General features: G+C 57.7%; 19 protein-coding genes and 2 pseudogenes. 12 read left to right on the top strand and 9 right to left on the bottom strand.

The window, feature by feature from the left end:
* Positions 1–127: 127 nt before the first annotated feature.
* Together HZS55_RS22075 and HZS55_RS22070 are read right to left on the bottom strand one after the other, a co-directional pair.
* Entirely contained in the window at positions 128–805 is a 678-nt protein-coding gene (locus HZS55_RS22075; RefSeq protein WP_179909680.1) for an IS6 family transposase, read from the bottom strand.
* Positions 806–905: 100 nt separating this feature from the next.
* On the bottom strand, positions 906–1,595 hold the full coding sequence (locus HZS55_RS22070) for a hypothetical protein (protein WP_179909679.1): 690 nt from the start codon (positions 1,593–1,595) through the stop codon (positions 906–908).
* A gap of 555 nt (positions 1,596–2,150) precedes the next feature.
* Between HZS55_RS22070 and HZS55_RS23085 the strand changes: the two are divergent.
* Together HZS55_RS23085 and HZS55_RS22065 are read left to right on the top strand one after the other, a co-directional pair.
* A pseudogene (locus HZS55_RS23085) lies at positions 2,151–2,378 on the top strand (carbonic anhydrase); the annotation flags it as partial.
* 458 nt (positions 2,379–2,836) lie between these two features.
* A complete protein-coding gene (locus tag HZS55_RS22065; RefSeq protein ID WP_179909678.1) occupies positions 2,837–4,771 on the top strand; it encodes a class I SAM-dependent DNA methyltransferase in 1,935 nt (644 codons plus the stop codon).
* A 277-nt stretch (positions 4,772–5,048) separates the two neighbouring features.
* Here HZS55_RS22065 and HZS55_RS22060 read toward each other — a convergent pair whose 3' ends face one another.
* Entirely contained in the window at positions 5,049–5,858 is an 810-nt protein-coding gene (locus tag HZS55_RS22060; RefSeq protein WP_179909677.1) for a DNA-binding protein, read from the bottom strand.
* Positions 5,859–6,753: 895 nt separating this feature from the next.
* Between HZS55_RS22060 and HZS55_RS22055 the strand changes: the two genes are divergently transcribed.
* From HZS55_RS22055 to HZS55_RS22040, 4 genes are all read left to right on the top strand, one after another.
* Positions 6,754–7,110, top strand: a complete 357-nt coding sequence (locus HZS55_RS22055; protein ID WP_179909676.1) for a hypothetical protein — start codon at positions 6,754–6,756, stop codon at positions 7,108–7,110.
* A 25-nt stretch (positions 7,111–7,135) separates the two neighbouring features.
* Positions 7,136–7,420, top strand: coding sequence for a hypothetical protein (locus tag HZS55_RS22050; RefSeq protein WP_179909675.1), 285 nt, complete (start codon positions 7,136–7,138; stop codon positions 7,418–7,420).
* 95 nt (positions 7,421–7,515) lie between these two features.
* On the top strand, positions 7,516–9,012 hold the full coding sequence (locus HZS55_RS22045) for a PIN domain-containing protein (protein WP_179909674.1): 1,497 nt from the start codon (positions 7,516–7,518) through the stop codon (positions 9,010–9,012).
* Positions 8,990–9,460, top strand: coding sequence for a hypothetical protein (locus HZS55_RS22040; protein ID WP_179909673.1), 471 nt, complete (start codon positions 8,990–8,992; stop codon positions 9,458–9,460). Before HZS55_RS22045 ends, HZS55_RS22040 begins: the two co-directional genes overlap by 23 nt.
* Before the next feature lie 497 nt (positions 9,461–9,957).
* Here the strand turns inward: HZS55_RS22040 and HZS55_RS22035 are convergent, their stop codons facing one another.
* Positions 9,958–10,974, bottom strand: coding sequence for a hypothetical protein (locus HZS55_RS22035; protein ID WP_179909672.1), 1,017 nt, complete (start codon positions 10,972–10,974; stop codon positions 9,958–9,960).
* 897 nt (positions 10,975–11,871) lie between these two features.
* Between HZS55_RS22035 and HZS55_RS22030 the strand changes: the two genes are divergently transcribed.
* The gene (locus HZS55_RS22030; RefSeq protein ID WP_179909671.1) at positions 11,872–12,285 is read left to right on the top strand and encodes a hypothetical protein; all 414 of its coding nucleotides are present in this window, start codon (positions 11,872–11,874) and stop codon (positions 12,283–12,285) included.
* Positions 12,286–12,665: 380 nt separating this feature from the next.
* On the opposite strand, the gene HZS55_RS22025 is transcribed toward HZS55_RS22030, so the two are convergent.
* Positions 12,666–14,189, bottom strand: coding sequence for a hypothetical protein (locus HZS55_RS22025; RefSeq protein ID WP_179909670.1), 1,524 nt, complete (start codon positions 14,187–14,189; stop codon positions 12,666–12,668).
* A gap of 113 nt (positions 14,190–14,302) precedes the next feature.
* Positions 14,303–15,952 (bottom strand): hypothetical protein, encoded by a 1,650-nt coding sequence (locus HZS55_RS22020; protein WP_179909669.1) that lies wholly within the window; start codon positions 15,950–15,952, stop codon positions 14,303–14,305.
* A 203-nt stretch (positions 15,953–16,155) separates the two neighbouring features.
* Here HZS55_RS22020 and HZS55_RS22015 point away from each other — a divergent pair, with 203 nt between their 5' ends.
* The gene (locus tag HZS55_RS22015; protein ID WP_179909668.1) at positions 16,156–16,446 is read left to right on the top strand and encodes a hypothetical protein; all 291 of its coding nucleotides are present in this window, start codon (positions 16,156–16,158) and stop codon (positions 16,444–16,446) included.
* A 288-nt stretch (positions 16,447–16,734) separates the two neighbouring features.
* Entirely contained in the window at positions 16,735–17,043 is a 309-nt protein-coding gene (locus HZS55_RS22010) for a DUF3892 domain-containing protein (RefSeq protein ID WP_179909667.1), read from the top strand.
* A 700-nt stretch (positions 17,044–17,743) separates the two neighbouring features.
* Here the strand turns inward: HZS55_RS22010 and HZS55_RS22005 are convergent.
* Positions 17,744–17,959 (bottom strand): hypothetical protein, encoded by a 216-nt coding sequence (locus HZS55_RS22005; protein ID WP_179909666.1) that lies wholly within the window; start codon positions 17,957–17,959, stop codon positions 17,744–17,746.
* Positions 17,960–18,676: 717 nt separating this feature from the next.
* Between HZS55_RS22005 and HZS55_RS22000 the strand changes: the two are divergent.
* Positions 18,677–19,237 (top strand): annotated as a pseudogene (locus HZS55_RS22000) (MutS-related protein); the annotation flags it as partial.
* Positions 19,238–19,281: 44 nt separating this feature from the next.
* On the opposite strand, the gene HZS55_RS21995 reads toward HZS55_RS22000, so the two are convergent.
* The gene (locus tag HZS55_RS21995; protein WP_179909665.1) at positions 19,282–20,763 is read right to left on the bottom strand and encodes an outer membrane protein assembly factor BamB family protein; all 1,482 of its coding nucleotides are present in this window, start codon (positions 20,761–20,763) and stop codon (positions 19,282–19,284) included.
* Positions 20,764–20,917: 154 nt separating this feature from the next.
* On the opposite strand from HZS55_RS21995, the gene HZS55_RS21990 reads away from it, so the two are divergent.
* On the top strand, positions 20,918–21,583 hold the full coding sequence (locus HZS55_RS21990; protein WP_179909664.1) for a GNAT family N-acetyltransferase: 666 nt from the start codon (positions 20,918–20,920) through the stop codon (positions 21,581–21,583).
* Between the two features lie 70 nt (positions 21,584–21,653).
* Positions 21,654–22,607, top strand: coding sequence for a hypothetical protein (locus tag HZS55_RS21985; protein ID WP_179909663.1), 954 nt, complete (start codon positions 21,654–21,656; stop codon positions 22,605–22,607).
* A 48-nt stretch (positions 22,608–22,655) separates the two neighbouring features.
* Here the strand turns inward: HZS55_RS21985 and HZS55_RS21980 are convergent, their stop codons facing one another.
* Positions 22,656–23,078 carry a hypothetical protein gene (locus HZS55_RS21980; RefSeq protein ID WP_246308324.1) on the bottom strand — a complete coding sequence of 141 codons (423 nt, stop codon included), beginning with the start codon at positions 23,076–23,078 and terminating at the stop codon, positions 22,656–22,658.
* Positions 23,079–23,169 lie beyond the last annotated feature (91 nt).

The following is a 23,169-nucleotide window of genomic DNA, read 5'->3' as shown; positions in this document are numbered from 1 at the left end:
CCGTGATGGTGAGGAGCCCACGAATAGCGGACTTGATTTGTGCTCTGGTTTTATCGTCCAGGACTCGCTAACCCGTCAACGATTCTCCAATCTCGACCGCTTGATTCGTTGCTATCGACGGCAATGTCTAGTTCAACACCTCCTCGGCGGGAGTCGGTCCATCTAATGCCTGGTTCGGTCGATTTCGGTTGTAGTAGTGTCTGAAACGCCGTAACCACCGTTTTGCGCTTGATTGACTGCCCTGCCAAAAATAGTGAAACCGGTCGATCTGCATCGCTACTGTTTGGAACCATTTCTCGATGTGGTTTCGGTCGGAATAGTCAAGGTGACCGCTCAACTCGTGACGAGCGAGGGGAGCCAGATAGCCACCAGCCTCGACGAGAAACTCCGTTTCAGAGACGTTGTGTTTCTCGGTGAGACGGTGGAGAAATGCCGCTTCAGGGCCTGTCCCGCGGCGGCTGTAGGCATCGACTTCGAGCAGAAGTTTCGAGTCCGTGTCGATCGCAGCGTAGAGCCATTTCTCGTCGTCTACCTCTATTTGTTTCTCGTCAACCGCGACCCGCGACGGCTCCGCCGTCGGAGGGTCGTTTTGCGTCCCAGCAAGTGTCTCTTTCCAGTTCCAGACCGCCTGATAGCAGCGATCGACACCCAACCAAGCTAAGACAGCTTTGACATCACGGAGTGACAGCCCAATCGAATGAAGTCGGACCGCGAAACAGCGCACGGGTGTCGGCGTGCGCTCATTCTCCCAAGTGTCTTGATTCTCGATGTCTAAGTGCTCTCTAAGGAGGTCTGCGAGTTGCATGGACACTTCTCGCTACGGCCTCCTCGCTTCTCAAACTCGCTGAACTAGACAGTACCGGCGGAGTGTATATATAAGACGCGAGGAATGAGAATATTCGAAATTAAGTTCTCTCAATTGATTGCTGTTCTAAAACCCTCTCAAACAAGTCAGTCTGTTTTGCTAAAGCGGCTGTTCTAATATTGAACTTTGAAATTTGATACCGTTGATCTCCTAAATCGGACTCATCAATCTGTAGGACAAGCTGATCCAGTTCAGGATAGCTCGGGATGTATATATTGAGGGTTAACTCTTCGCCTCTATCCAAAACCAAAGGAGGTCCACTGCTATTCTTGTACACAATTCCACCATCTCCCCGTGGTTCTTTATTAAAATTCACTACTTCTAGATCATACTCCAGAACCAGGCCAATATCTCTTATTTTTGCACTTCCATACGATTCATTCTTTACAATAACGTCACACTCACAATCAGTCCGTTCTGTAATGGGAACCTCATCGAACGTTGCATCAGATAGTGAAACGTCTAAATTTGGGAGAACCGAATCCCGTCTACTAATTTTGAATATTTTATATGATAGATATCCAGTAATTAGGGCTTGAGCAAGGCCGATTCCCGCCATGAGATTTTGGTATATATCTAAATTATACTCATAATTTACTAAACTTATTAATATAAGTGATACAAGTGCTAATAAGAGAAACCAGTATTCGACCCCTTGAAACCGCAAACTATCGCCGATAGATTTGACGGGGTCTGCGAATCTCCTAAGAGTCTCTCTTGGCCGCTGCATGGTGGATAATCCTCATCGATGGGTCATAAACTCATCTTCACCTCCGCAGACTGGGTCGGTTGATGATTGGCCTCCCAGGTTCAGCGAGGTGATGGCTTCTACTGATGTGCGGTGAATTCTGAGGAGGTGGCCTTAGCCACACCCCAAAGTGGAAAAGCGACCACCTCGGTCGGGTTTCCATTTAGGCGGTAGTGCCAGCCCATCGCCCATAGCCATCGCGACCAACTCCCCGCCACCGTTCACTCTAGTCACCCCGGCCTGAAACCCGATAGTGAGGGGGAATCCCCAGAGGATTGCGTGAATCGAGAGTGTCGCCACTACCTGCGGACCGGGACGCTGCCGACCCGCGGGCGGGCGACCGCTACGCCAGCAGCCGCCAAGCGTCCACTCGGCAGCGCTCGTCGTCCGGCCGCGCCACTTTACCACCACAAAGCGGAACCGCTCGGTATCCTGCTTCACATCTGTCCACATCGAGAACGCCCGCTTCGCCAGTCAACCACCGTGTGAACTGTTCTATGACACCCTCAATCGGACCCAAACATTCCTCGCGATCCAATCCTTTATCCAAGGATAGCAGACGACCACAACCACCACGAACACGTCGACGAGACAGTCGCAGAGCGGTCCAACTGGGCCCGCCGCCGTCGCGAGGGCATCCCGACGAACAAGAATCTTCTCGTGATCGCCTGTATGGACGAACGGGCCCCAGTCGAAGACGTGCTCGGACTCGAACTTGGGGATGCCCAGATCTACCGGAACGCCGGTGGGAAAATCACTTGTGACGCAGGAGCAAGAGGCGGTGGAACACGAGATGGGCAAGACGTTGCTCTGGCAGTCGTCTGAGGGCGCCCAACGAAATAGTAATAGCGCGAAGATTATGCTTCGACGCTCGGGTCCCTTGCTGAGAAGGAAACCTGGGAAGAGTATCACAAGTGAATGATCGATCGCGCCGAGCAGTTCCTCGAAGTATTCTATGACCCGCTACAGAATCTCTAAGCTAGGCACACGGGTTGAAGGAAGCCTTAGATCTGATCGCTATATTTGGACAGTGTTTCACCGACCTGAGTTCTGTCATTCTGTTGTCGTAGCTTCAATAGCGGTTTTCCGAGCAGGACACGACTCCCCATAGTAGTCTGGATTGGCAAGAATATCCAGAGAATTCCACTGTTGAATTGTCTCTATCGTAAAGTGCCCTGAATGTTCGGAGAAACTATTTAACAGATCGACGTGCACTGAGACACATGCCGTATTCTAAATCGGTTCTCAAGGAATATTTCTACGAATCGATCGAAATTCTTCGTGGCAACCTCAGCGTTACAGAATACCGAGAATTCCTCATCCCTCTATTATACTACAAAATGGCATCAGATGAGTCTAATCTACGAGATAAATTAGATGCCACAGCCACAGAAAACCACCCAGATCTCAGAAGCCTTCCTCATCTTCCAAAAGAAAATAGATGGCAGGGGACAGTCAATATCCCGAGCCACCTCGATGAAGGACTGAATCAGGCGATCTCGAATGTTCCGAATGACCCATTAGCCCCGACAACGGCCTTTAAACCGGACTACACTAAACTTGGTCACGACGGGGCTCTTCAGGAACTCACAGATCACCTTAGTAGATGTCAATTGGATTCAAATAGTGCGGCCCCAGCTGAGTTAGGGGCCGCGTTTGAGTACCTCCTCGATCAATTAGCTCGCATTGAGGGAAAGCAGGGATCACAGAACTCGACACCTCGTGGAGTGAGACAGTTATGTACGAGGATAGCAGGGCCTTTTGTAGAAGGAGAATCGGTACATGACCCAACTGTCGGCGTCGCGGGATTGTTAGTGAAAGCTGGCCAGAATTTTGAAACCCAGACAAATAGAAAGGGATTAGAGTTAACTGGCCAAGAGATTCACCCTCAAACGGCTTCTTTAGCTGGCTTGAATCTCGAGGCACACGGCCTTAATGGAGAAATTCACATTGGAGATTCACTCAGGAACCCGCAGTTTACGGAAAATGGGAGATTACAACAATTTGACTGCGTCTTCGCAGATTTTCCCGTCTCCCCAAGTTGGGCAAAAGAGGAATTTGAACAGGACCGGTTTCATCGATTCAGCCAATCAACTGAGCTTCCTTTACCCCGTGCTGATCAGGGCGACTATGCTTTTATTTTTCATGCTCTTAACCAGCTTCGCGATCCCGCTGAGAATACAGAGGGCGGTAGGGGAGTGATATTAATATCACATGGAGTTCTCTACCGGCAGTCTGACCGCGTTTACCGTGAATATTTAGTTGACAACGATCTCGTTGAAGCGGTTATTGGTCTTCCTCCAAACCTTTATGCAAACACAAGTCTCCCTGTCGCGATATTAGTCATAAATAAGGATAAAAAAAGCGGTCGCCAGAACGAAGTTCGTTTTGTCCACGCGATGGATGAGGAATTCTACACAGAATTCGAATCAAGGAATAATTTGTCGGAAGACGGTATCGAACGAGTCATTGATGAACTAGATGAGTGGAATGACGATAGCGAGATTGCAAAAACAGTTTCAATCGAGGAGATCCGAGAGAATGGACATACACTTGATCTTTCTGAATATATCCCCGCAGTCGAACCAACCGCAATCCCAGGATTAAACCGAGAACTCCGGAAAGTTGACTCGACTAGTTATGAAGGGAAAGTAAATCTCCCTGCAGAACCCGAATTTAGTGATATTCTAGGGAAAGTCATGGAGGTGAGTGAGAACTCGGTATACGTTCTCGGGAGCTACACTGGGGCAAGAGAAGCGGAACTAATTGATATTAAGCAGGAATTAGAAGAGATGGGATACGATGCGCACCTTGATAAGGATCTTCCGGATTTCCCCTCACAGGATCTCTCTGGAAGTGTCGCAACAACAATGCGGCTCGCAGGATTTTGTATTATGGTGGATCGAGAAGCTTCTGGTCATATCGATGAGTATCGACTTGCTGAGAAACAAAGAACCGTTCTTGCACGTCTAACCCCAAAAGATGGAGGCTCAACGAAAATGATTGGCGGGGCTGAACTAGTTGATGTAAATTATATTAAATCCTTTGAATTCGATCTCCGCCCACAAGAACGGCTTGAAGACGCAGTCAGCTGGGCACAACAGATGGTTGAGAAACGGAGAGCCGAGTACTCAAAGCACTATGATTGGCGCGGTTAGTCATTAAAACATCATTCTTTCACTAGCCACCAACTCTACAGAAGAGAAATTACTAGCTGGTCCAGAAACGGGCAGTTAGAGTGCATCCAAGATCCGCCGGTAGGAATTCTGAATGAAATTATGAGGGATGTCACGAGCCAACAAGAGATTCTCGACGATGACTACAAACACAATGAGGTCGTGGCTGCGCGCGCAGGTACGAGCACGGAGCGGAGGGTGGGGAGGCGGGGTTGGGTCGGTCCGGCGCCGAACAAAAAACAAGGGGAGTCAGTGACCGCTACTCGCCCCACCACCGTCCGCGTTCCGGGAACTCAATGGTGCTCCAGCCAGTGACGGCTACCGAGACGCGGCCCTCGTACCAACTTTTCTCGACGTGGCGCAGCCGCACCGTCTGGCCCTCTTCGACCCACGGCTGGTCGCTTCGCTCCCACACAGTGAACTTCGTTCGCGCTGTGTCGTCCTCGATCAACCCCACTTGCTGAATCCGGGGATTATCCGAATTCCACAACTGCACGATTGTCCCTTCAATATCGACTGTCGACCGTGGGACCTCCTCGAGCGTCCCGATCGGGACAGCCACGCCGGGTGAGGCGTGCAACTCCTCTTTGACCAGCAACGCCGCGTTCAGCATGTCAACGCCTTCGGCGACCTTCTGTGCGAGTCGGTAGGCCGCCCCAGCCCTGGAACGCCCGTCCAGTTCCTCGGCGATCTGCGCTGCGCGCTCGTTCACTTCTGCCAACTGCTCCTTGCTCAACTTGGTGCGTGGATCTTCGGGGGGTTCCTCCTGGGCGTAGCGCGTCTGTGACTTGACCACCTCGCGCGTCCGCTGCTCACGGCCCGGCGATTGACGCCTGTCCAGCCGCTGGCGAGTGCTTCGAATCTCGGCCTCCCGCGCTCGGAACTTCTCCTCACCTTCCAGGGTCATGCCCTCCGGCCTGGCCTCGGGGTGGTTCGTATCGACCTTGCCCTGGATCTCCTGGTCGACCGACCGCCGCAGCTCCGGCTCCTCCTCGATCGGTGCTTCGACATCTTGGTCATCTGCCTGTGCGTCCGAAACTTTACTACCGAATCGCGTTTCACTAGACATTGGTCTCACCAAAGACCGAAGGCGCTCACGCGCCGCCACCGCGATGCCCTAACATCGCGGTTTTCCGACGACGATGTCCGACAGACACGTCTGCGCGTTTCGCTCGCGCCTTCGCGAGCGCCCCCTGGGCGCGAGCGAGACGCGCTGTCGAGCACGCCACAACCAGCACCGCGCGCCGTCTCGCCCGGAGCGAGCGGCCAGCACACAAGCCGGTTTCGCGTCCGTCGACCGCAGGGAGACGCAACCGAAAGCGCGCTTGGTGCTGGCGCGAAGGCACATGCATTTTAGCCCGGAACGGGCGCTCGCGGTGCGGCGAGCGCCCGCATGCCCGGAATGGTCGGTCGCGAGCGAAGCGAGGCGCGAACGTTGCGAGGCGCGAGTCCCGCGAGCGCCTCGTGAGCGCCTCGATGCGAACGGCGACAGCGAGGCCGACCGTTGGGAGGCCTCGGACCGAGCGGGGAACGAAGTGACCCGCGAGGGAGCCGTGAGCAAGCGGAGGGCGGCACGCGGCGAGCGGGGCGGGGCGTCAGAAACTACCCAATCAGCCGACCGCAACGACTGAGAACACAATCACAATCCTGGCGGACTGAAAGGGCGAGGCGGGCTCGCGCCCACAGTTGCCTGCACGGGCCACTATCCGCGCGGGCGGTGCGGAGAGCGCGGATATGTCGCGCAGCGACCGCGAGCCCGCCGAGGGCTTTCAGCACTCGTTGTCGTGTCCGGTCCTCGTCGTTCTTGAGCAGGGATCGGTATCCGGCCGGTGCCGGTACTTCAGCCCGGGCTCGTCGCTGTCGTGATCTACGTCGCCTAAAGGGAGGTCGACACGAGACCTGTTTCATTTTCACTTTGGTCAACTAACCTTTATTGTAGTTCGTGACGATCTCCTTGTATACTCATGGCACGCACTCATGACGGCGATCGCGCCTATTCGTGGTGGAAGGCGAAGCAGTTGGCACGAAAACAGGGATACGGGGAAAAGATCGAGGTGCCGAAAACCGATGAACCGAGCCTGCCACCGGAGTTCGAGCGATCGGCTCTGTCGATCAGCGCCGGTGCCCAGGCCGTCTATCGAGACCAACAGAAGACGGACAGCTTTCAGGTCCGGGAGTACGAAGGCAAGTGGACCATCGAGTTAGACCAGCACAACCCAGAGGCTGGCAATCCGCTCGCTCATGCGGTCTATGATGCACCAAAATATACCGCAGCTGCCGTCGTTGCCGTGGGTGCGATCACTAGTGGATTGAGTTCCTAAGCAAGCCAAAAATACGGAATTAGAGATGAGCGTTGCAGAGTCTGGGTTTGCGTGGCTACGGGCCGTCCTCATAGCGCCTTTCGTCGCAGTTCTATTCGGTGCTATCGGCAAAATCAGTAGCACAATGTATCAGGCCGCGCACATCGAAGACGGTGGGGAATTTGCGCAAGCGCAAGAGTCTGTCTTCCACAACAGCATGTTGGCACTTGATCTCGTAGAGCTGGCTTCTTCCATCGAGACGTGGATCCTGTTCGGCACATTCCTCATTGCGGTTTATACTGCTCTCCAGTCCCGGTCTTCTGGATTTTGAGAACTACGACACTGATGCGAGATGTTCTAGTTGCCCTGTGGTTTTATTGACTCCTCTACAAAAATAGACGATAGAACTGAGGGGCGACTACTCAAATGGACATTCTATTCGATACTAACATCTTCATCCATCGGGAAAACGACCCCATCGTCCCGGAAGATCTGGGACGGCTCGAAAACTCTCTCAAGAAAGAGGGACACCGGATTCTCATTCATCCTCAATCTGAAAAGGAAATTAGGAACGACCACGACGCAGAGCGACGGCAACAGAACGAATCACGGATAGATACCTACGTAGTCCTGGAGTTTCCTGAATACCCAAACGAAGACGATACGGAGTTCCGATCGAAAGTGCCACTAGCTACGAAGAGCAACGACCGGGTTGATAACGCGCTCCTCTACTCCGTGTATAATGACGATGTGGACTTTTTGATTACGGAAGACAAGGAAATTCACAGCAAGGGCTTCGAGCTGGGTCTGGAAGACAGAGTGTTCTCGATCGAAGAAGGGCGGGAGTTCTTCGAGTCAGAAACGGCTACGATTCAAGGACCAAGGGCAATTCGCAAGACGACCGTAGGGGATCTGGACCTTAGCGACCCAATATTTGACTCACTGAAGTCTGAATACGACTTCGAGGGGTGGGCACGCTCGAAGTCGGACAGGACAGCGTGGGTCAACTACAATCAGGACGATTCCTTGGGCGCCATACTGATCCTGAAGAGTAACGAAGTCGAGAATATCGGTTCAGAACCGGAACTTGGGCGGAGTCGCCGTCTAAAGATCTCCACGCTAAAGGTTTCTGAGCGAAAGTGGGGATCGAAGATTGGAGAACTACTGATATCGATCGCTATTCGAGAAGCGGTCAACAGTGGACACGAGGAGGTGTATCTTACCCACTACGTGGAAGGATCGAATGACGTTCTCGTAGAGCTGTTAGAGACTTACGGCTTCGAAGAGGTCTCGAGAGAGGTAGACGGTGAGTCGATTTTTCTGAAGCGACTGACTCCCGGTCAAGGGGATAACCCGTCGCCACTGGAAACGGCCCGAAAATTCTATCCCTCTTTCGTCGATGGGCCGGAAGTTAACAAGTATCTGATTCCAGTCCGTCCGGAATATCACAACAAGCTATTTCCGGCGTATTCTGGTCGAGATATCCCGCTACACGAATTCGTGGGAGAGTTTCAGTCGGAGGGTAACGCTATCAAGAAGGCCTACCTAACTGGTGCGAAAAACAAGAAACTGGAAGCGGGTGACATTCTCCTCTTCTATCGGTCACATGATAACAAAGAGGTGACCTCGTTGGGCGTACTAGAAGAGGTACACTTTGGAATGACTAACGCCGATAGTATCTCGAGAGTCGTGGGCAAGCGGTCAGTTTTTGCTAGAACAGATATTCAAGAGATGGCAGAGTCACCAACCACTGTTCTTCTATTTCGGTGGCATTTTGACTTAGAGAGTCCGATTAGCTTTGAAGAGTTAAAAGATACTGATATATTGACGGCGCCGCTTCAAGTGATGTCGGAGATATCTGATGAAGACTATAAGTACATTCGGGAGAAAGGAGGAATCAATGAACGTTTTGCTCTCGATTAAGCCGGAGTTCGCAGAGAAGATTCTCCGGGGGAGTAAGAAGTACGAGTTTAGGAAGACGACGTTCAGCCATCCTGAAGCAGTCGAGACAGTCTATCTTTACTCGTCGTCACCTGTTCAGCGAGTTGTCGGTGCGTTCACGATGGCTGAGGTCTCAGAAGGTAGTCCCCGCCAGCTCTGGGAACAGTTCGGGCACCAATCTGGAATGGATGACAGAGACCGATTTATGGCGTATTTCGAAGACACCGAAGAAGGATACGCCATCGGAATCGATCAAGTGTTAGAGCTTGACGAAGCGATCGATCCAAGAGAACGAATCGATGACTTCGTTCCACCAGTCTCGTTTCACTACCTCGATGATGACTCGGAGTTAAACGTTCTGAACGGATCTGGAGCGGCATCGCCGGGCAATTCGTCTCCGACAAAACTGGAGCAGTACTCTTCAGATTAGCAGAGTATCCGTCCCGAGGAATCAGCTGTTTCCGGTAGGACCTCAGGAAGATATCTAGTTCGGAGTTCACTTCGGAATCCGGAACTCGATGCTCATCGTGCTGATTGTCGGTTCTTTCGAATGACTCCAAAGATTCAAGCTTTCCAGCGTATGCAAGCGCTGGATGACCTATCCGCATTGAACCATGATTCGGTCCCGCCCCTTGGCAAATCCCCTGAAACCTAGGTGAGTCCTTCTAGCCTAGCCACCCAACGTTGCGGAGCAATGCGCAAAGGCCCCAATCGTGGATCGTTAGCGATTCCGGATTCTCCTGCCGAGTGCGACGGAGTGCCAGCTAGGGCGGCCTCGTCGGTGGGGAGCGCCTCGACTCGGCAGTTCCATCCGCTGATAGCACCGAACGCCTGAACTACATCGAAACGACTCAAAGAGGAGTGTTACAAGATCGGCAACACGAACCTCACCCAGACACCCCATCTCCTCCGATTTTCCCGACGATTTCAGCTACTCCCTGTGTCCTCAATACCCATTGCCTCAAACGATTCGACGACGAGATTTTCAGTATAACTTTTCGAGTACTGCAGAAAGATACCGATGGAATGGAGATGCACACGAGATGCCAGTTGAACAAGCTTCTCGGCATCCGACTGAGTGAGTACAGCCGTGGTGAGGATATCCTCCGGCAGATGCGCTGTTGTCTCTTCATCGACCACGATGGGGCAATGATGGACGATCTCGTTTCGCTTGGTCCGCAGAAACTCCATCTCTGAGCTATCCAGCCCGACATCACCCATCCGCATCCGGCTGTCCCGTGTTGGGATCGTCACCCACGCCTCCGCTGTGAGCGTCTCATCGAGTCCTTGGTCCTGAAGTTCCTCGTAGACCGCTTTGAAATTCACACCTTGGTTCTCGAGTCCGATATTGTTCGCGCCACCTCTACTCTCGATCAGCTTCCCCAGATATTCGAGCGTAGAACACGCGTTTCTGACGAAACCATAGAGGAACACATAGTCAGTCGTGCCTAGATACGTGAACACCAGCCGTTGAGAGAACCCGATGCTCTGTGCAATCGAGAGTTGCCGGAAGTAGTGGGTGAGAAGCTTGTTTGTCTTGTATAGCACATCCAGCCACTCCGCGAGGATCGCGGAGTCGCCCTCTTTGGCGACTGTCTGGAGTCGCTGGCACCGTTCATAGTAGCCCCCTGCCTGTCGCTGGAACTTGTCTAACCGAGAGAAATACTGGTTGCGGTCGATTAGCTCCGTACGGTTTTGGATCGTTTGTAGGAGCGAGTCCAACAGATCGAAGGTATCCGTTGCAAGCTCATCGATCTCGGAGACGTGTCCGAATTCCGCTTGACTTGCATCGGGATGGCGTATCCACCTGTCCTCGTCGGTCTCGACGTAAATCGCCTCTTCGTGGCGGTCGTAGACCAGCTCGTGGTCAGTATCGAGCGGTGGCATTCTGTTGTACCAGTCGTCAGTATCTCCAACTACATTATCGACGCTATTCTCGCCCACACATTGCTCAATTGTCGTGACCGAAGCGACGGACGGCACGCGGCGAGCGGGGCGGGCCGTCAGAAACTATCCGACCAGCCGACCGCAATGACCGAGAACCCAACCCAATTCCTGGCGGACTGAACGGGCGAGGCGCGCGTGGCGGCGATAGCGAGGGAGCGAAGCTCCCTCGGACCGTTGGCGCGGCGAAGCCGCGCCAAGAAGCCGCCACGGTTTGCGGCGGTCGGCGCAGCCGACCGCCCTGCTCGCGCTGAGAGTCGCCTGAGCGACCCCTATCCGCGCGGGTAGTGCCGAAAGCGCGGATATCCCGGGCAGCGACCGCGAGCGCGCCGAGGGCTTTCAGCACTCGTTGTCGTGTCCGGTCCTCGTTACCCAGTCGTTCGGTGAATGCAGTTGAAATCCACGTTGCCTACATACTGACTACCGGTCGTCCCGCTGACTGTCGTGACGGGTCCGAGATTTTGCCGCGAGGGCAGAAGTTGAAGCAAATCATGCATGGAAACGAAGCGTGTTACAGGGACGATCTCCGCAGTCGCCTCCAATGGGACTCGCTAGGACTTCGCCGTCGTAGTTGTACTGCCTGGAGAGAGGTGGCTGATTCTATCGGACAGAACAGTATGAGCGTCTCCTCGAGTTCCACGAGATCACGCTCTCTCGCATCGAGAGATGTATCACGGACTGCTGTATCGAGGGAACATCTGGGTTTCTTGAGAACCCCGTTGACGAACTCGAGAAGCTCGAACTATCCCGGAAAATCACGCCACTACACTTCGTTCAATAATCTCACGGTCTGCACATCATCTTATTATGCATTCTACTACATTACTTCATTTCGTGCAAAAAATTGCAATATAACAAAAAAGATTAAAGTATATGGGGCCGCTGAGAGTGGAATGCATGAACTCAAAAACCAACGAGGTGACAGAGGAAACGAAGAAAGAGAGAGTAGAAGCACTCTTAGAGGAATTATACAGTGTGGAGCATCGAACCTTCCTCGAAATCCAATTCGAACCAGTAATGGGAGTCTACCAGGCGTATCCGACCGATATCAATGTTACAGGGCTCTCAGACACACAGTTCGAAGAGCTGCAGCGAATCATTGATGAGCACTGTCTAAAACCAATTGAGCAGGACTCAAACTTTGTCACTGCCCGATTCAACAGTGAGCCAACGGTGACCGAACACATGGAGGTCATTGAGGCTATTCTCTCTAGAGTGAATGCACTCTCCTTTCAGGATGTGGAACTCGCGTTCCTAGCGAAACGTGAACCAGAAAGCCCTGAACCGCTCCTGTGGACTGATGTAGAGTAAAGCCGTTGGATTGCGGAGCGATCTCTTTGAGGTTCACCGCTGAAGAGCCACCGGCCATACTGGATATCAGAAGCTATCGGTACTCCTCGAAAGAACTCGCCTTTGGAACCATTGAGGCGGGCATTCTGGTCAAGCGTTGCTCAGAGACTTCTGGCTCTGAAAGTAGCCTCAAGAGGAGTGAAGGGACTGTGATATTACTCACGTTTCGTTTGTAGTTGGAACTCCATATTGATTATTTCTGTATATTGTAGGTTACAGGGCCTGTCTGGAGATATAAGGGTGCTTTCCAAGTTTCGGAGACAGCGAGCGCGCCGAGGGCTTTCACCGCGTGCTGTCGAGTGCGGTCGCAGTCACTCGAGCCCGCCGAGGACTGTCACCATTCACCGATTCTGTCGAGAACTGAGCCCCAACAGCACGGTCGAGCCGATCGTGACCGAGATGATCGGAAGCGTCTGAAAGGGGAGAATCCCGAACCGGAGGAACAGGCCGACCAAGACGACCGGCCCGACGACGAGGAGCGCGTGCGCGAACGGTCGGTCGTCGATCATGGCGCTAACCTGCACAACGAGATAACAGCCAAGAAACAGCCAGAACGGACCGAGCATAGTGAGCGTGACGATCGTCGGTTCGAGAACAAAGGTCGAAATCACGACGAGCTGAAACAGGAAACTCAACGCGATCATCGCCCGTTCGTGCTCGACAGCTCTGAGCGGGATCGCAAAGGTACCGCGGTCGGCTGTTGGCCGGTACTGCATCGTTGCCCGGTAATTGGCGACACACCAGTACAGCATGCAGACAAGAAGGCCCACGATCAAACCAAGCGCGAACAGATTGAGCTCCGAAATACCTGCTGGTGTCGCGATGCCCAACCGCCCACGATACACACCCACGTCCTGTGCATCCCGCCAGATCGTCGCCCCGCTGATCAATACCACGCCCGGTACGACCCCCACCCGTGGCCGTACTGGCGTTTCGTCGATCGAAATCAGGCCCCCAAGCGATGGCAGCCGAATCAGCACACGGCCCCAGTACCAGAGCAAGTAGACCGAGCCGACGACCGCACCGACGATACTCACCCCGCCCAAGAGGAGATAGGCTGCAAGCGTGAGTTGCCAGGTCGCGATCGCCTCGACTGCGCCCAGAAAGAAGACGGTGAGGACGTCCCAATCGAGAATGGTCGGGGTGAAGACCAGCGAACTCGTGAACAGCGCAGCATAGACGAGGACCGCATCGGTATACGATTGGATGTTCGTCGTCGCATGCTGGGTGATCGTTGCGATGGACTGCTCCAACCGGTGGACAGTCCCCAGGACGGCGATGCTGTTCCCGTACCGGCTCTCGAGGAGCAGTCCGATCGCCGTGACCAGTTCGAAGACCGGCAGGAAATTTCCGAGAACGAAGAATGACGTCCCGAAGAGCATCGTGGCGGAGAGGACAACGGCAGAGAGCCGGAGTGTAGCAACCCGAGTTGTGGGGGAGCCAAGAGTGGTACATCTCGAGAATAACACCGCGAAAGCGCAATAGGGACCGAAGACACTGATGACGTAGTTCACGATCCACTGGACCACGATCGGGAATGCTCCGAAGAAAACGACGGTGTTGCCACCGATATTGGACACCAACACGAGATACGACAGAAACGAGGAGCCTGTGAAAATTAGCCGATACGACAGCCGTGAAGCCCACGCACGTGTGAACAGGCGCTCGGATAGCAGGAATGCGCCAGCCCCCAGGACGAGCCCGTTCATGACGAGGTCGAGCTCGCCAACAAGATTCCCGGAGAGTGAGAGCACGGCCTTTGAACCCAGGACCGTTGCCGTGAGGAATTCGTCCGAGACGGAGAGCAGCGAATCGAGGAGCAAGAGGAGCGTGAAGATCCACCTTCCGCTGCGCAGTCGGCCCATCTCGATGAGAGCCAGACACGGAACCGATAAAAATGAGATCGCTTGCGGCTAGCTGGATCGGAGCTCCGCAGCCTCGCCGGCAAATCGATCTCCCAGAGTGGAATCCACGATCGCTAAATTAGCACATCATCTGCACCATGGGCCACGAGTTTGAAGAACTCAACGTCCGTCAGGAAGCGAACATTACGCTTCGTGAAATATGGCGGCACCACATTCGAGACGACGTACAGCTGCGGATCTGTCTCAGTCCACTCAGGATCCAACGACTGATCGACGCGGTCACCAGCCATCGACAGTGACGTAAATGTCGAGTGTGCTGGCTGGTCCACCCACGTGTCGACCTTCTCGGGGAAGGGCTTCCCGCTGGGGCTACCGGGTGCCCGGTCGCTCTCGATTTTGAAGATCTTCTCGTCGAATTTTTCCGCGAGGATCCGAAGCCCCTCTGCCGATTGCAGCCGAATCGGTGGCCGGAAATACTTCATCTCAATGAAGGTGAGGCCATCGTCCAACTCACAGATGAGATCGATCTCGTGCGGATCGCTCCGAGGGAGTTGGGCGCTATGATAGCACTCGATACCTCGTTTCGAGAGGATACTGAAAAGATTGCTCTCGGCCGCCTTCCCTCGCTTTGCCGTGAGATCAGTCAAGAGAGCATGCCCTGACTTCGCTGTCGAACCGTTTTGCAGCAGCGGGAACGCTTGAAACTGCAACAGGAACGCGAAAAATCGTGGATAGAGATATCGCGGTACGTCCCGCTCGAGACTACATTCGAGTAGTGGACTATAGATCTGCTGGTGTCCCGATATTTCGAACAGCAGTGGATGGGCATCCGGAGTGGTCTCGCTCATAATTACCGTTGGCTTGACGTCCTCCCACTTCTCGCCAAAGGCGAGTCTGCCGCTGGCTTCGACTTGCGGCGCACTGAGTATAGGCACACCCGTCGACTCTGCTGCGAGGTGCTCAAAGCCGGGAGGCAAACAGGCGTCCAGGTTGTCGAGAAACTCGCGCAGCTCCAGAATGCTGACCGTCTCTGGGAAGTCCGTATAGAAAACCTCACCCGCGAATTCGTCCATCGCCGCCATCGCGATAAGCTGAATGATCAGCTGATACCATCCATCACCGAACTCCCATGGCGTGTCGATCTCGTCGACAGGCGTCTTCTGGACTGCTCTGATGGTGTCAACGACGAATGAAAAATCCGGATACTGCCCGAAATCCCCACACAACATACTCTCGATACACCGGCGGGCACAGAGACTTCGCTCTGAGGTGTAGAATTCGTACTTTGACGGGAGATCGCTCCAGTCGACCGTGCGCGCATCACGACGAATGGCCACATTGAGCTGGTCCCGTGTTTTGCGCACTGTTTCGACGACTGTTGTGTACCCTTCAAGCAGTGTATTGAGTTCCTCATTGAGATCGACGGGCGAAGCAACACGCTTGTCGCCAAAGCCGTTGTTCTCGTAGATTAGCTTGATGAAATACGGAAGATAGCGAAAGTCGTCGACTGGCAACCCGTTCTTCTCCTTGAAATTGTAGGCAATGTGATCGAGGCGGGTCAGAATTGTTGTGATCAGCGACGTCTTCTCGTATTCTTTGAGGACGCCGATCAGGTTCTCGCCCGAAAAATAGTCCTCGAGGAACCAGTTTGCCTCAGCGCGGATCGCGAATTTTGTTTCGATCTCCTTGCCAGTACATCGAGGACAGAAGAGACTCCGATCATCATCGACACAGCGGAGACAACCGCAATTCTCGCACGGCATCCGATATTCTGTAGTTGCGCCCCTCTGACAAAGATATTGGGGTGCCAAAGGGAGGACTCGAAGGAACCACGATAGGAGGGAGTCATATAGCGGTTCATATACTCGCATTCACGATTCGCTCAGTACAGGGTAAGTACCGGTCACACTTCGCGTATTGCCAACAAGACAAACACAATTTATTCTATACTTCCGTGAATCACTGTATGGACGACTTAGACGATGACAGGATTGACGAACTGGTGCAACGCGCTTTAGATGAAGAGGTCGAAGTAGATGCACAGCGGAATACCAGTTACAAGCCGTTAGTGGATACGCCGAAAGCCCAAATCATAGTGAATCGACGGCTTATCACGGAAATTCGAGAGCTCGAATCTTCGCTTGAGAGCTACAAGAAACGGTCGTTGTACATGACAAGTGCGACGATTCTTCTCTCAGTGATTCTTGTTCTGCTTGGCACTTTGCAATTCCTCACAGCGATTGGTGTCGTCGGGTAGTCGATCTGAGGATAGCTCTCGTATTTTGACGCGGGCGGGTGCGAACTCACAATCAGCGTGTCAGAGAATACTTCTTGTAGGGCTTGAAGTGATAGATCTAGGGAATTGAGTCAGTAAGCAAATGACGTTCGTTATCGGACGGTTTTCAGTACCGGCCAGGCTGACTGGTTGCCTGTGACCATAGGTGCCAAGCTCTCAAAAATGATCGATTTTATGGACTCAGGATTGGGTGTTTACTTTCACCCCGCATTCCCTAGTTTAAACAATGTGCATTATTAATAACGTTCTATGACGGAATGGGGCGACTATGCCATTACAGCCGTTCAATACAACTACGACGATAGTCGGATTAAACAGGTGAAGCGGAAAGAAGTGAAACCCGACGTTCTCGCAAATACTGAGACGGTTGACCGCTCAACTGTCGTAGGTGGTATCGAAACGGGGGACGATTACACCACGGCAATCAAAAACGAGGAGACGGGAAAATGGTCTCTCGGTGACGAGATACACGTGCTGGAGGTCCACGGTCAGAAGTTTATCCGCACAGATCAAAACAATACAGAGGAGGACAATCTCGGCGGCTTACCGACATTCTAACTTCCATACTATTTACGCACGTCTACTGAACGACCAAGTCAGGGTGTGTTGTAACTGCTAAATCGGAGTGTAACTAAGCCCGTGAACCAGACTGGGGACGTCGCTAGCTGATCTGGGGCGGACACGTACGAGGGAGTCTCGTCACCTCACAGTGAGCGAAACACAGTCGTAGCCGACGAGCGACGCAGTCGGCCGGGCTCGATCCGTGCCACCGCGTTCACGATCGACGATATCCACCGGTAAAGACTGTCTCATAGCTGTTTGGGGGATGCGTGTGAGCCCGCACACACTGGATGGGTCGGCCATGGCTCCCTGCGAGGATCGCCTCGAAGAGCCGTGTCCTGGCCAGGATTCGGCGGCGAGTCCCAGCGCGGCTCCCCAGATCTATCCGCTCACCCGGTCGGACTCAGAGCCGGGGCACCAAAATCGCAAGACGGGGACCGGATGTGACGATCGACGACTGGATCGAATCCGTGGGGGAGTCACGATCGGAGCGGGTGGACGCCTCGGAAACTCACCGCAATCGGGGCCTTCGGAAGTCGGCTACTCGGATGGCTGGGCACTGATCGATCCACCCCGTCGAACTCACAGGGACAGCGACGACGAGACGGACGCACCAGCACTGGGTACCCAGCGGTGGTCCGGCCAATCGGCGTCGATGTACGGCCCGCAGGACACAGCCGCCACGGGTGAGACTGGTCTACGTGTCCCACAGGTGCTCCGTAATGAGATAGAGCCCACCGCCGATCGCAACCGACAGCGACACGAACAACGCGATGGCCGCGACTGATCGGGTGGCGATCGTCGTGATCGACGTCGCCGTCACGACGATAGCGGAACTGATCGTGGCGAGATGTGCGGCCAGAGTCAGGCGTGAGCGAGTGTCGCCACTCGCTGGCGTGTCTGTACGTGTCATTGGTCGTGTCGGTCACCGCGGTCCGGCGGTGATCGCCTCGTACCTGTCCCGTCGGCCGAGCGGGTAATAAACGATTACCCACGCGGATTGCCGGTTCGTGGACCATCACAGGACGGTGTCGAGGTCGTACCAGATTCGATCGGATAGCAGACAGATCGGCGACGGCAGTGCCTCGAAAATGCGGGCCTGATAGCGCCGCTTCTCAGCAAATGGAGCCCCCGATATAACTGTGTGCCCCAGGGGGCTGCAACGGTCGGCACACCAGTGCCGCTCGCAGTCCTCTCGATGGACCATTCAACGTCCGTCCCAGACGTATGCAGCGGTCCGCGGCACCAACCCTTCCTTGACGGTCGTGTGCCAACCGGCCAGCCCGCCGAGCGAAGTCGAGCGCCAGCAGCCCACGATTGTCCCCCAACAAACCGCACGCTCGGCGCACCGATGAACACTCCCGAGTCGTGTCTCCCCGCCGTCGCTCGCCGCCGCCAATCCCCGTTCGGTCGCGACTGACCGCACTGTGGGCCACGGCCCCTGAAAGCGGGTGTGAGCCACGGCAGGCAGGGCAGTCACACACGATTGGTAGATCCGCTCAGAGACTGTTTATACCGGCTAAAAAATCCGATCGTGAAAATAAATCGCAGGCCGAAGAATCGGTTTTCGGTCCCGAAATGGCCTGTCAGCTAGTCAGGCGAACTGTGCCCCTGTCGAGTTGAAACGAGGGTGCGAGCGAAGACGCTCTTCGCCACGCACTACCACGAACTGACGGTGCTGGGCGAGGAGTTACCGAGCGTCCAGAACGTCCACGTCGCCGCGGACGAGCGCGACGGCGACGTGACCTTCCTGCGGACGGTCGAAGACGGGCCGACCGACCGCTCCTACGGGATCCACGTCGCCGACCTGGCGGGCGTGCCCGATCCGGTCGTCGACCGCTCGCGGGAGGTGCTCGACCGGCTGCGCGAGGAGGAGGCCATCGAGGTCCGCGGCAGCGACTCGGGGTCGGGCACCACGCAAGCCGTCTTCGACCTGAACAGCGGGCAGTTCACGACGGGCGACGCCGGCGCAGACGGCACCGAGTCGGCCGTCGGGTCGGACTCCGGCGAACAACTGGCGACCGACGGCAGTCACGCGGTCGACGAGCCGGCGGGGGACGCCACACCCGCCCTTGACCCCGAGACCGAGGCGGTGCTGGACGAACTGCGGGATCTGGACGTGAACGAGACGCCCCCGGTCGAGTTGATGGCGAAAGTGCAGGACTGGCAGGCCGAGTTGGACGAGGAGTGAGCGGGGCGGTCGACGGCCGCGGCCTTCGACGCGGACACCGCACGCTACCGAACGTTCGGGAACACGCCGAGCTTGCCGTTTCCGAAGCCGGCGTAGACGGCACCCTCGAAGCCCGTCACGCTGAACACCGAGTCGCTCGGGCGGTAGACCGCACGCGGTTCGCCGGTCGCGGCGTCGACGGCGAACAGGCTCGTGAAGTCGGCCTCCTCCGGGGTTATCGCCTCGGCGACGAGCGTCCCGGCCGTCGCGGCGACCGGCCACCCGTTGTTCGAGGGAGTGACGAACCGATACGGGCGGTCGCCGCCGGGCAGGTCGTAGGCGTCGACGGCGTTCATCCGGGGGTTGGTCCGCGTGTACAGCCGATTCTCGTCGGCGTCGAGCAACGGGTCGTGAGCGTAGGCGCGCTCGCGCCAGGCGACGGTGCCGTCGGCTGCGACGGCGGCGACCGAGTCGTTTCCGACGTACAGCCGGTCGTCGGTCGGCACGAACCACCGCGCCGACAGCGGGCGCGCCCACAGTCGTTCGCCGTCGGTCGAGACCCCGACGAGCGAGGCGTCGTCGTCCGACTCGCCGACCGAGCAGACGAGCGTGTCGCCGAGAACGGTGGCCAACCGAACGGGGGCAGCGAGGCCCCGCTCCCACAACCTGTCGCCGCCGGCATCGTAGGCCGACAGCGACCGACCGCCCGCGGCGTAGACGGCGTCGGACCCCACCGCGAGCCCCGACAGCCCGGCGACCGACGCCGACCACCGCGAGTCGCCGCCGGCGGTGTCGACCGCGTGGACCGTCGTCTCCAGGGGCTCTTCGGGCGTGTCGTGGCTGTGTTCGGGTTCGAAGAACTCCGTCGCGCGGACGACGACCGCGCCGTCGAGGAACCCGGCGATGCCGAGGCGGCGCTCGCGCTCGAACGACCAGCGTTCGGTGCCGGTCGCCGCGTCGAGGGCGTGGAGTGCGGTCCACTCGTAGGACTCGCCGCGGCCGTGGACGCTGTAGACGGTGCCGTCGCCGACGGTCACGCCCCAGGTGTCGGTGGCGTCGGTCGGTTCGTGGTGCGAGCCCGCTTCGGCCTCGCCGGCGAACGACTGGACCCAGTCGAATGCGGCGGAGTCGGGCGACAGTGCCGCGACCGCCGACCGGCCGCCGTCGTTGCTCATCGTGACGTAGAGCCGTCGGTCACCGGCGTCGAGGCCGAGGACCTGCGCGTAGTCGGTGTCGATCCAGCGGTCGGCGGTCCAGTCGGGGAGCTCGCCCGAGACGCGGGTGACTGTGGCCGGCGGTGCGGGCGTGGCCCGGTCGGCCGTCTTCCGCGGCTCGTCGGTCCCGGCGACGGTGGGCGTGCCGTCGGGCGCCGGCGTGGGCGTCTCGGAGGGAGCGACGTCGTCCGTCTGTCCGGTCGTCGGGCGGTCCGTCGGCGTCGCGTCGTCGCTCGGCGGATCGGTTCCGGTCGCGGCGTCACCGTCGCCGAGACAGCCGGCTGTGGCGACCAGCCCCGCGGCGAGCGCGAGGGTCCGGCGTCGAGTCGGCATGTGCGGACCCACATCCGGTACCGGAAAGGGCCTTCTGAAGGATCAAAGGAGCGCTGAAGACCGAAGGCGGTCACTGACCTGCGGTCGTCCGACCGTTCCCGGAGACTGAGAGCGCGGTTCCCCCCTTAACCCCGTCGGGGAGAGACGTTCGGGTATGACCGACGCCGACGGGACGTGTACGTACTGGGCGCCCGAGGAGTGCGAGGGGACGGCTCACTGCCCGCCGCGGTGTCCGCGGTTCGTCGACGCGGCGGGCGAGGCGTGGGTGGTTCGGCCGGCGACGGCCGCCGACCGGGCGGCGCTGGTCGAGATGTACGACGACTTCGCGCCGGGCGAGCAGGCCCAGGGGTTGCCGCCGCGCCACCGCCCGCGGCTCGAAGAGTGGGTCGACGACTGTCTCGAAGACGGCTGTAACTTCGTCGTGACCGGCGAGGACGGCCCGGTCGGCCACGCGCTGTACACGCCGACCGACGCGGCCGAACCGGAGTTCGCCGTCTTCGTCCACCAGGACTACCAGGGTCGGGGCATCGGGACGGAGGTGAGCAAACACGTCCTCGCGGCGGCGGCCGTCGCCGACCGCGACGCGCTCACGCTGGTCGTCGAACCGACCAATCGCGCCGCCCGGCACGTCTACGACGAACTCGGCTTCGAGACGGAGTCCGAGGCCTCCTTCGAGGGCGGCCGTCGCATGGGCGCCGTCCGGATGCGCCGGCCGCTCGACGCGGGGTCGACCGCGCTGTTCCGTCACCCGCCCGTCGTTCGGAACGGCGCCGTCGAAGTCGGCGACCGGAGCGGTCCGGACCCGGCGGCGTCGGACTGAGGCGGCGACGGGTGGGGCGGGAGCGATGGCCGGCCGCACGGATTTACGTCCGCCGTTCCAACTGCGAGACATGACTCCGGGAGACACCAGCTACGGCACGGCCGCGACCGAAGACGCGGAACGGTCCGGCGAGGGCGACGAGGAGAGCGGCGTCCCGTCGGCGCTGTCCACGCGGCTTCGCGGATACGCGCAGTCGGGAACGCTGGCCGGCGTCCTCGGCGGCGCCGCCGTCCTTCGGGGGATCCGATCGCTGCGCGCCGGAGAGCGGGCGCGCGGGCTCAGTCGGATGGCCGTCGGCGGCGCCCTGCTGGCAGTGGCGGCCGTCCAGCGGCGCGCCGGCCGCGAACCGAGCGGCGAGCCCATCGACATCGACGAGTCGGAGGTCGTCGACACCGGTCCCGACCTCGACGCCGTGGGTGAGTCGGGAAACGGGACCGACCACGCCGGCGGCGAGGCGGCGTCGGACGTGGTCGACACCGCCCCCGACATCGACGGGGCGACCCCCGCGAGCGACGAAGCGAGCCCGGATACCGACGCGGCGCCCGGAGAGAGAGCGGCCGGTGGCGCGGCCGACGACGCTGAGGTCGACGAGGGCGAAACTGTCGCCGACGCCGAGTCCGGCGAACCGATCGACTACGACCGGCTGGGCGAGGCCGCGTTCGACGAGCACAGCAACGAGATCCCGGTCCCCCAGGTGGCGTTCAATCGGGAGTTTCTCACGCTCGGCGGGGAGGCCCACTGGGGGGTCCGCGAGGACGGGACGGTGGTCGTCTCGGGGCGGTTCGACCCGGTTCAGGGCGGTGACGGTGTCGACTACGTCGCCAGCACGACTGTCGACGACGACCGGGTCCTGACCGTCCCCGACGAGGTGACCGACCACTGGGACGACGCTTCCGGCGGTCCGATGGCCGTCGAGAGCGGCGACGGCGTCGTCTTCGCGACGAGCGACGCCCTGTCGGCCGACGATCAGCTGCTCGTCGTCCCCGCGGCGTGGGCCGAGGACGCGCTCGACGAGGCGACCTAGCGGCGTCCGGAGCGGGGCGGAGCAGATCGGGGGAGAACCGTCGGGCGCTCAGTTCCGGCGGAACTCGGTGCCGGTCGCGTCCTCGGGCGGCGAGGCCTCGACCCAGTTGCTCTCGTCGAGTGCGATCCGCGCGGCGACGGCGGCGACCCGTCGGGCCGTCCGCTCGCGCTCGAACAGCGAGACGCTCCCCAGCGAGTCGCCGACGCTCTTGCTCACCTCCCCCGTCGGGACCGACTCGTCGCCGACGAGGTCCTCCAGTTCGCGCGTGAGCCGTTCGTCGAGTTCCTTCCGCGCGGGCTTCGAGAGCTCCCACCCCGCGGGCAGCAGGTCGTACGTCACGGCGTACCCCTCGTCGTAGCGCTCGACGGCGAAGAAGGGCGTCCCTTCGCGCTCGGCGCGCTCGTAGGCGGCGTCGCGCTCGGCCGCGTCCTCGTAACACGGAATCTCGGAGGGCTCGAATCCAACTGGCACGCGTCCACCTACGCCCCCGACCGATAAAAACGTCGGGCGCGAGGGTCGCCGGCGGACCGCTCGGCGGCGCCTCGGTCGGGCGAGCGGGCTC

Origin of the sequence: Halosimplex rubrum, from assembly GCF_013415885.1 — an archaeon.
In the GTDB taxonomy this organism is placed as follows: domain Archaea; phylum Halobacteriota; class Halobacteria; order Halobacteriales; family Haloarculaceae; genus Halosimplex; species Halosimplex rubrum.
The sequence above is the reverse complement of the archived record's forward strand: the minus strand, read 5'-3'. Positions and strand labels throughout refer to the sequence as shown.

What these genes read in the sequence shown, in the direction of transcription:
- HZS55_RS22075 (WP_179909680.1), bottom strand. Translation starts at nt 805, where the DNA reads ATGCAACTCGCAGACCTCCTTAGAGAGCACTTAGACATCGAGAATCAA.
- HZS55_RS22070 (WP_179909679.1), bottom strand. Translation starts at nt 1,595, where the DNA reads ATGCAGCGGCCAAGAGAGACTCTTAGGAGATTCGCAGACCCCGTCAAA.
- HZS55_RS22065 (WP_179909678.1), top strand. Translation starts at nt 2,837, where the DNA reads ATGCCGTATTCTAAATCGGTTCTCAAGGAATATTTCTACGAATCGATC.
- HZS55_RS22060 (WP_179909677.1), bottom strand. Translation starts at nt 5,858, where the DNA reads ATGTCTAGTGAAACGCGATTCGGTAGTAAAGTTTCGGACGCACAGGCA.
- HZS55_RS22055 (WP_179909676.1), top strand. Translation starts at nt 6,754, where the DNA reads ATGGCACGCACTCATGACGGCGATCGCGCCTATTCGTGGTGGAAGGCG.
- HZS55_RS22050 (WP_179909675.1), top strand. Translation starts at nt 7,136, where the DNA reads ATGAGCGTTGCAGAGTCTGGGTTTGCGTGGCTACGGGCCGTCCTCATA.
- HZS55_RS22045 (WP_179909674.1), top strand. Translation starts at nt 7,516, where the DNA reads ATGGACATTCTATTCGATACTAACATCTTCATCCATCGGGAAAACGAC.
- HZS55_RS22040 (WP_179909673.1), top strand. Translation starts at nt 8,990, where the DNA reads ATGAACGTTTTGCTCTCGATTAAGCCGGAGTTCGCAGAGAAGATTCTC.
- HZS55_RS22030 (WP_179909671.1), top strand. Translation starts at nt 11,872, where the DNA reads ATGAACTCAAAAACCAACGAGGTGACAGAGGAAACGAAGAAAGAGAGA.
- HZS55_RS22025 (WP_179909670.1), bottom strand. Translation starts at nt 14,189, where the DNA reads ATGGGCCGACTGCGCAGCGGAAGGTGGATCTTCACGCTCCTCTTGCTC.
- HZS55_RS22020 (WP_179909669.1), bottom strand. Translation starts at nt 15,952, where the DNA reads ATGCCGTGCGAGAATTGCGGTTGTCTCCGCTGTGTCGATGATGATCGG.
- HZS55_RS22015 (WP_179909668.1), top strand. Translation starts at nt 16,156, where the DNA reads ATGGACGACTTAGACGATGACAGGATTGACGAACTGGTGCAACGCGCT.
- HZS55_RS22010 (WP_179909667.1), top strand. Translation starts at nt 16,735, where the DNA reads ATGACGGAATGGGGCGACTATGCCATTACAGCCGTTCAATACAACTAC.
- HZS55_RS22005 (WP_179909666.1), bottom strand. Translation starts at nt 17,959, where the DNA reads ATGACACGTACAGACACGCCAGCGAGTGGCGACACTCGCTCACGCCTG.
- HZS55_RS21995 (WP_179909665.1), bottom strand. Translation starts at nt 20,763, where the DNA reads ATGCCGACTCGACGCCGGACCCTCGCGCTCGCCGCGGGGCTGGTCGCC.
- HZS55_RS21990 (WP_179909664.1), top strand. Translation starts at nt 20,918, where the DNA reads ATGACCGACGCCGACGGGACGTGTACGTACTGGGCGCCCGAGGAGTGC.
- HZS55_RS21985 (WP_179909663.1), top strand. Translation starts at nt 21,654, where the DNA reads ATGACTCCGGGAGACACCAGCTACGGCACGGCCGCGACCGAAGACGCG.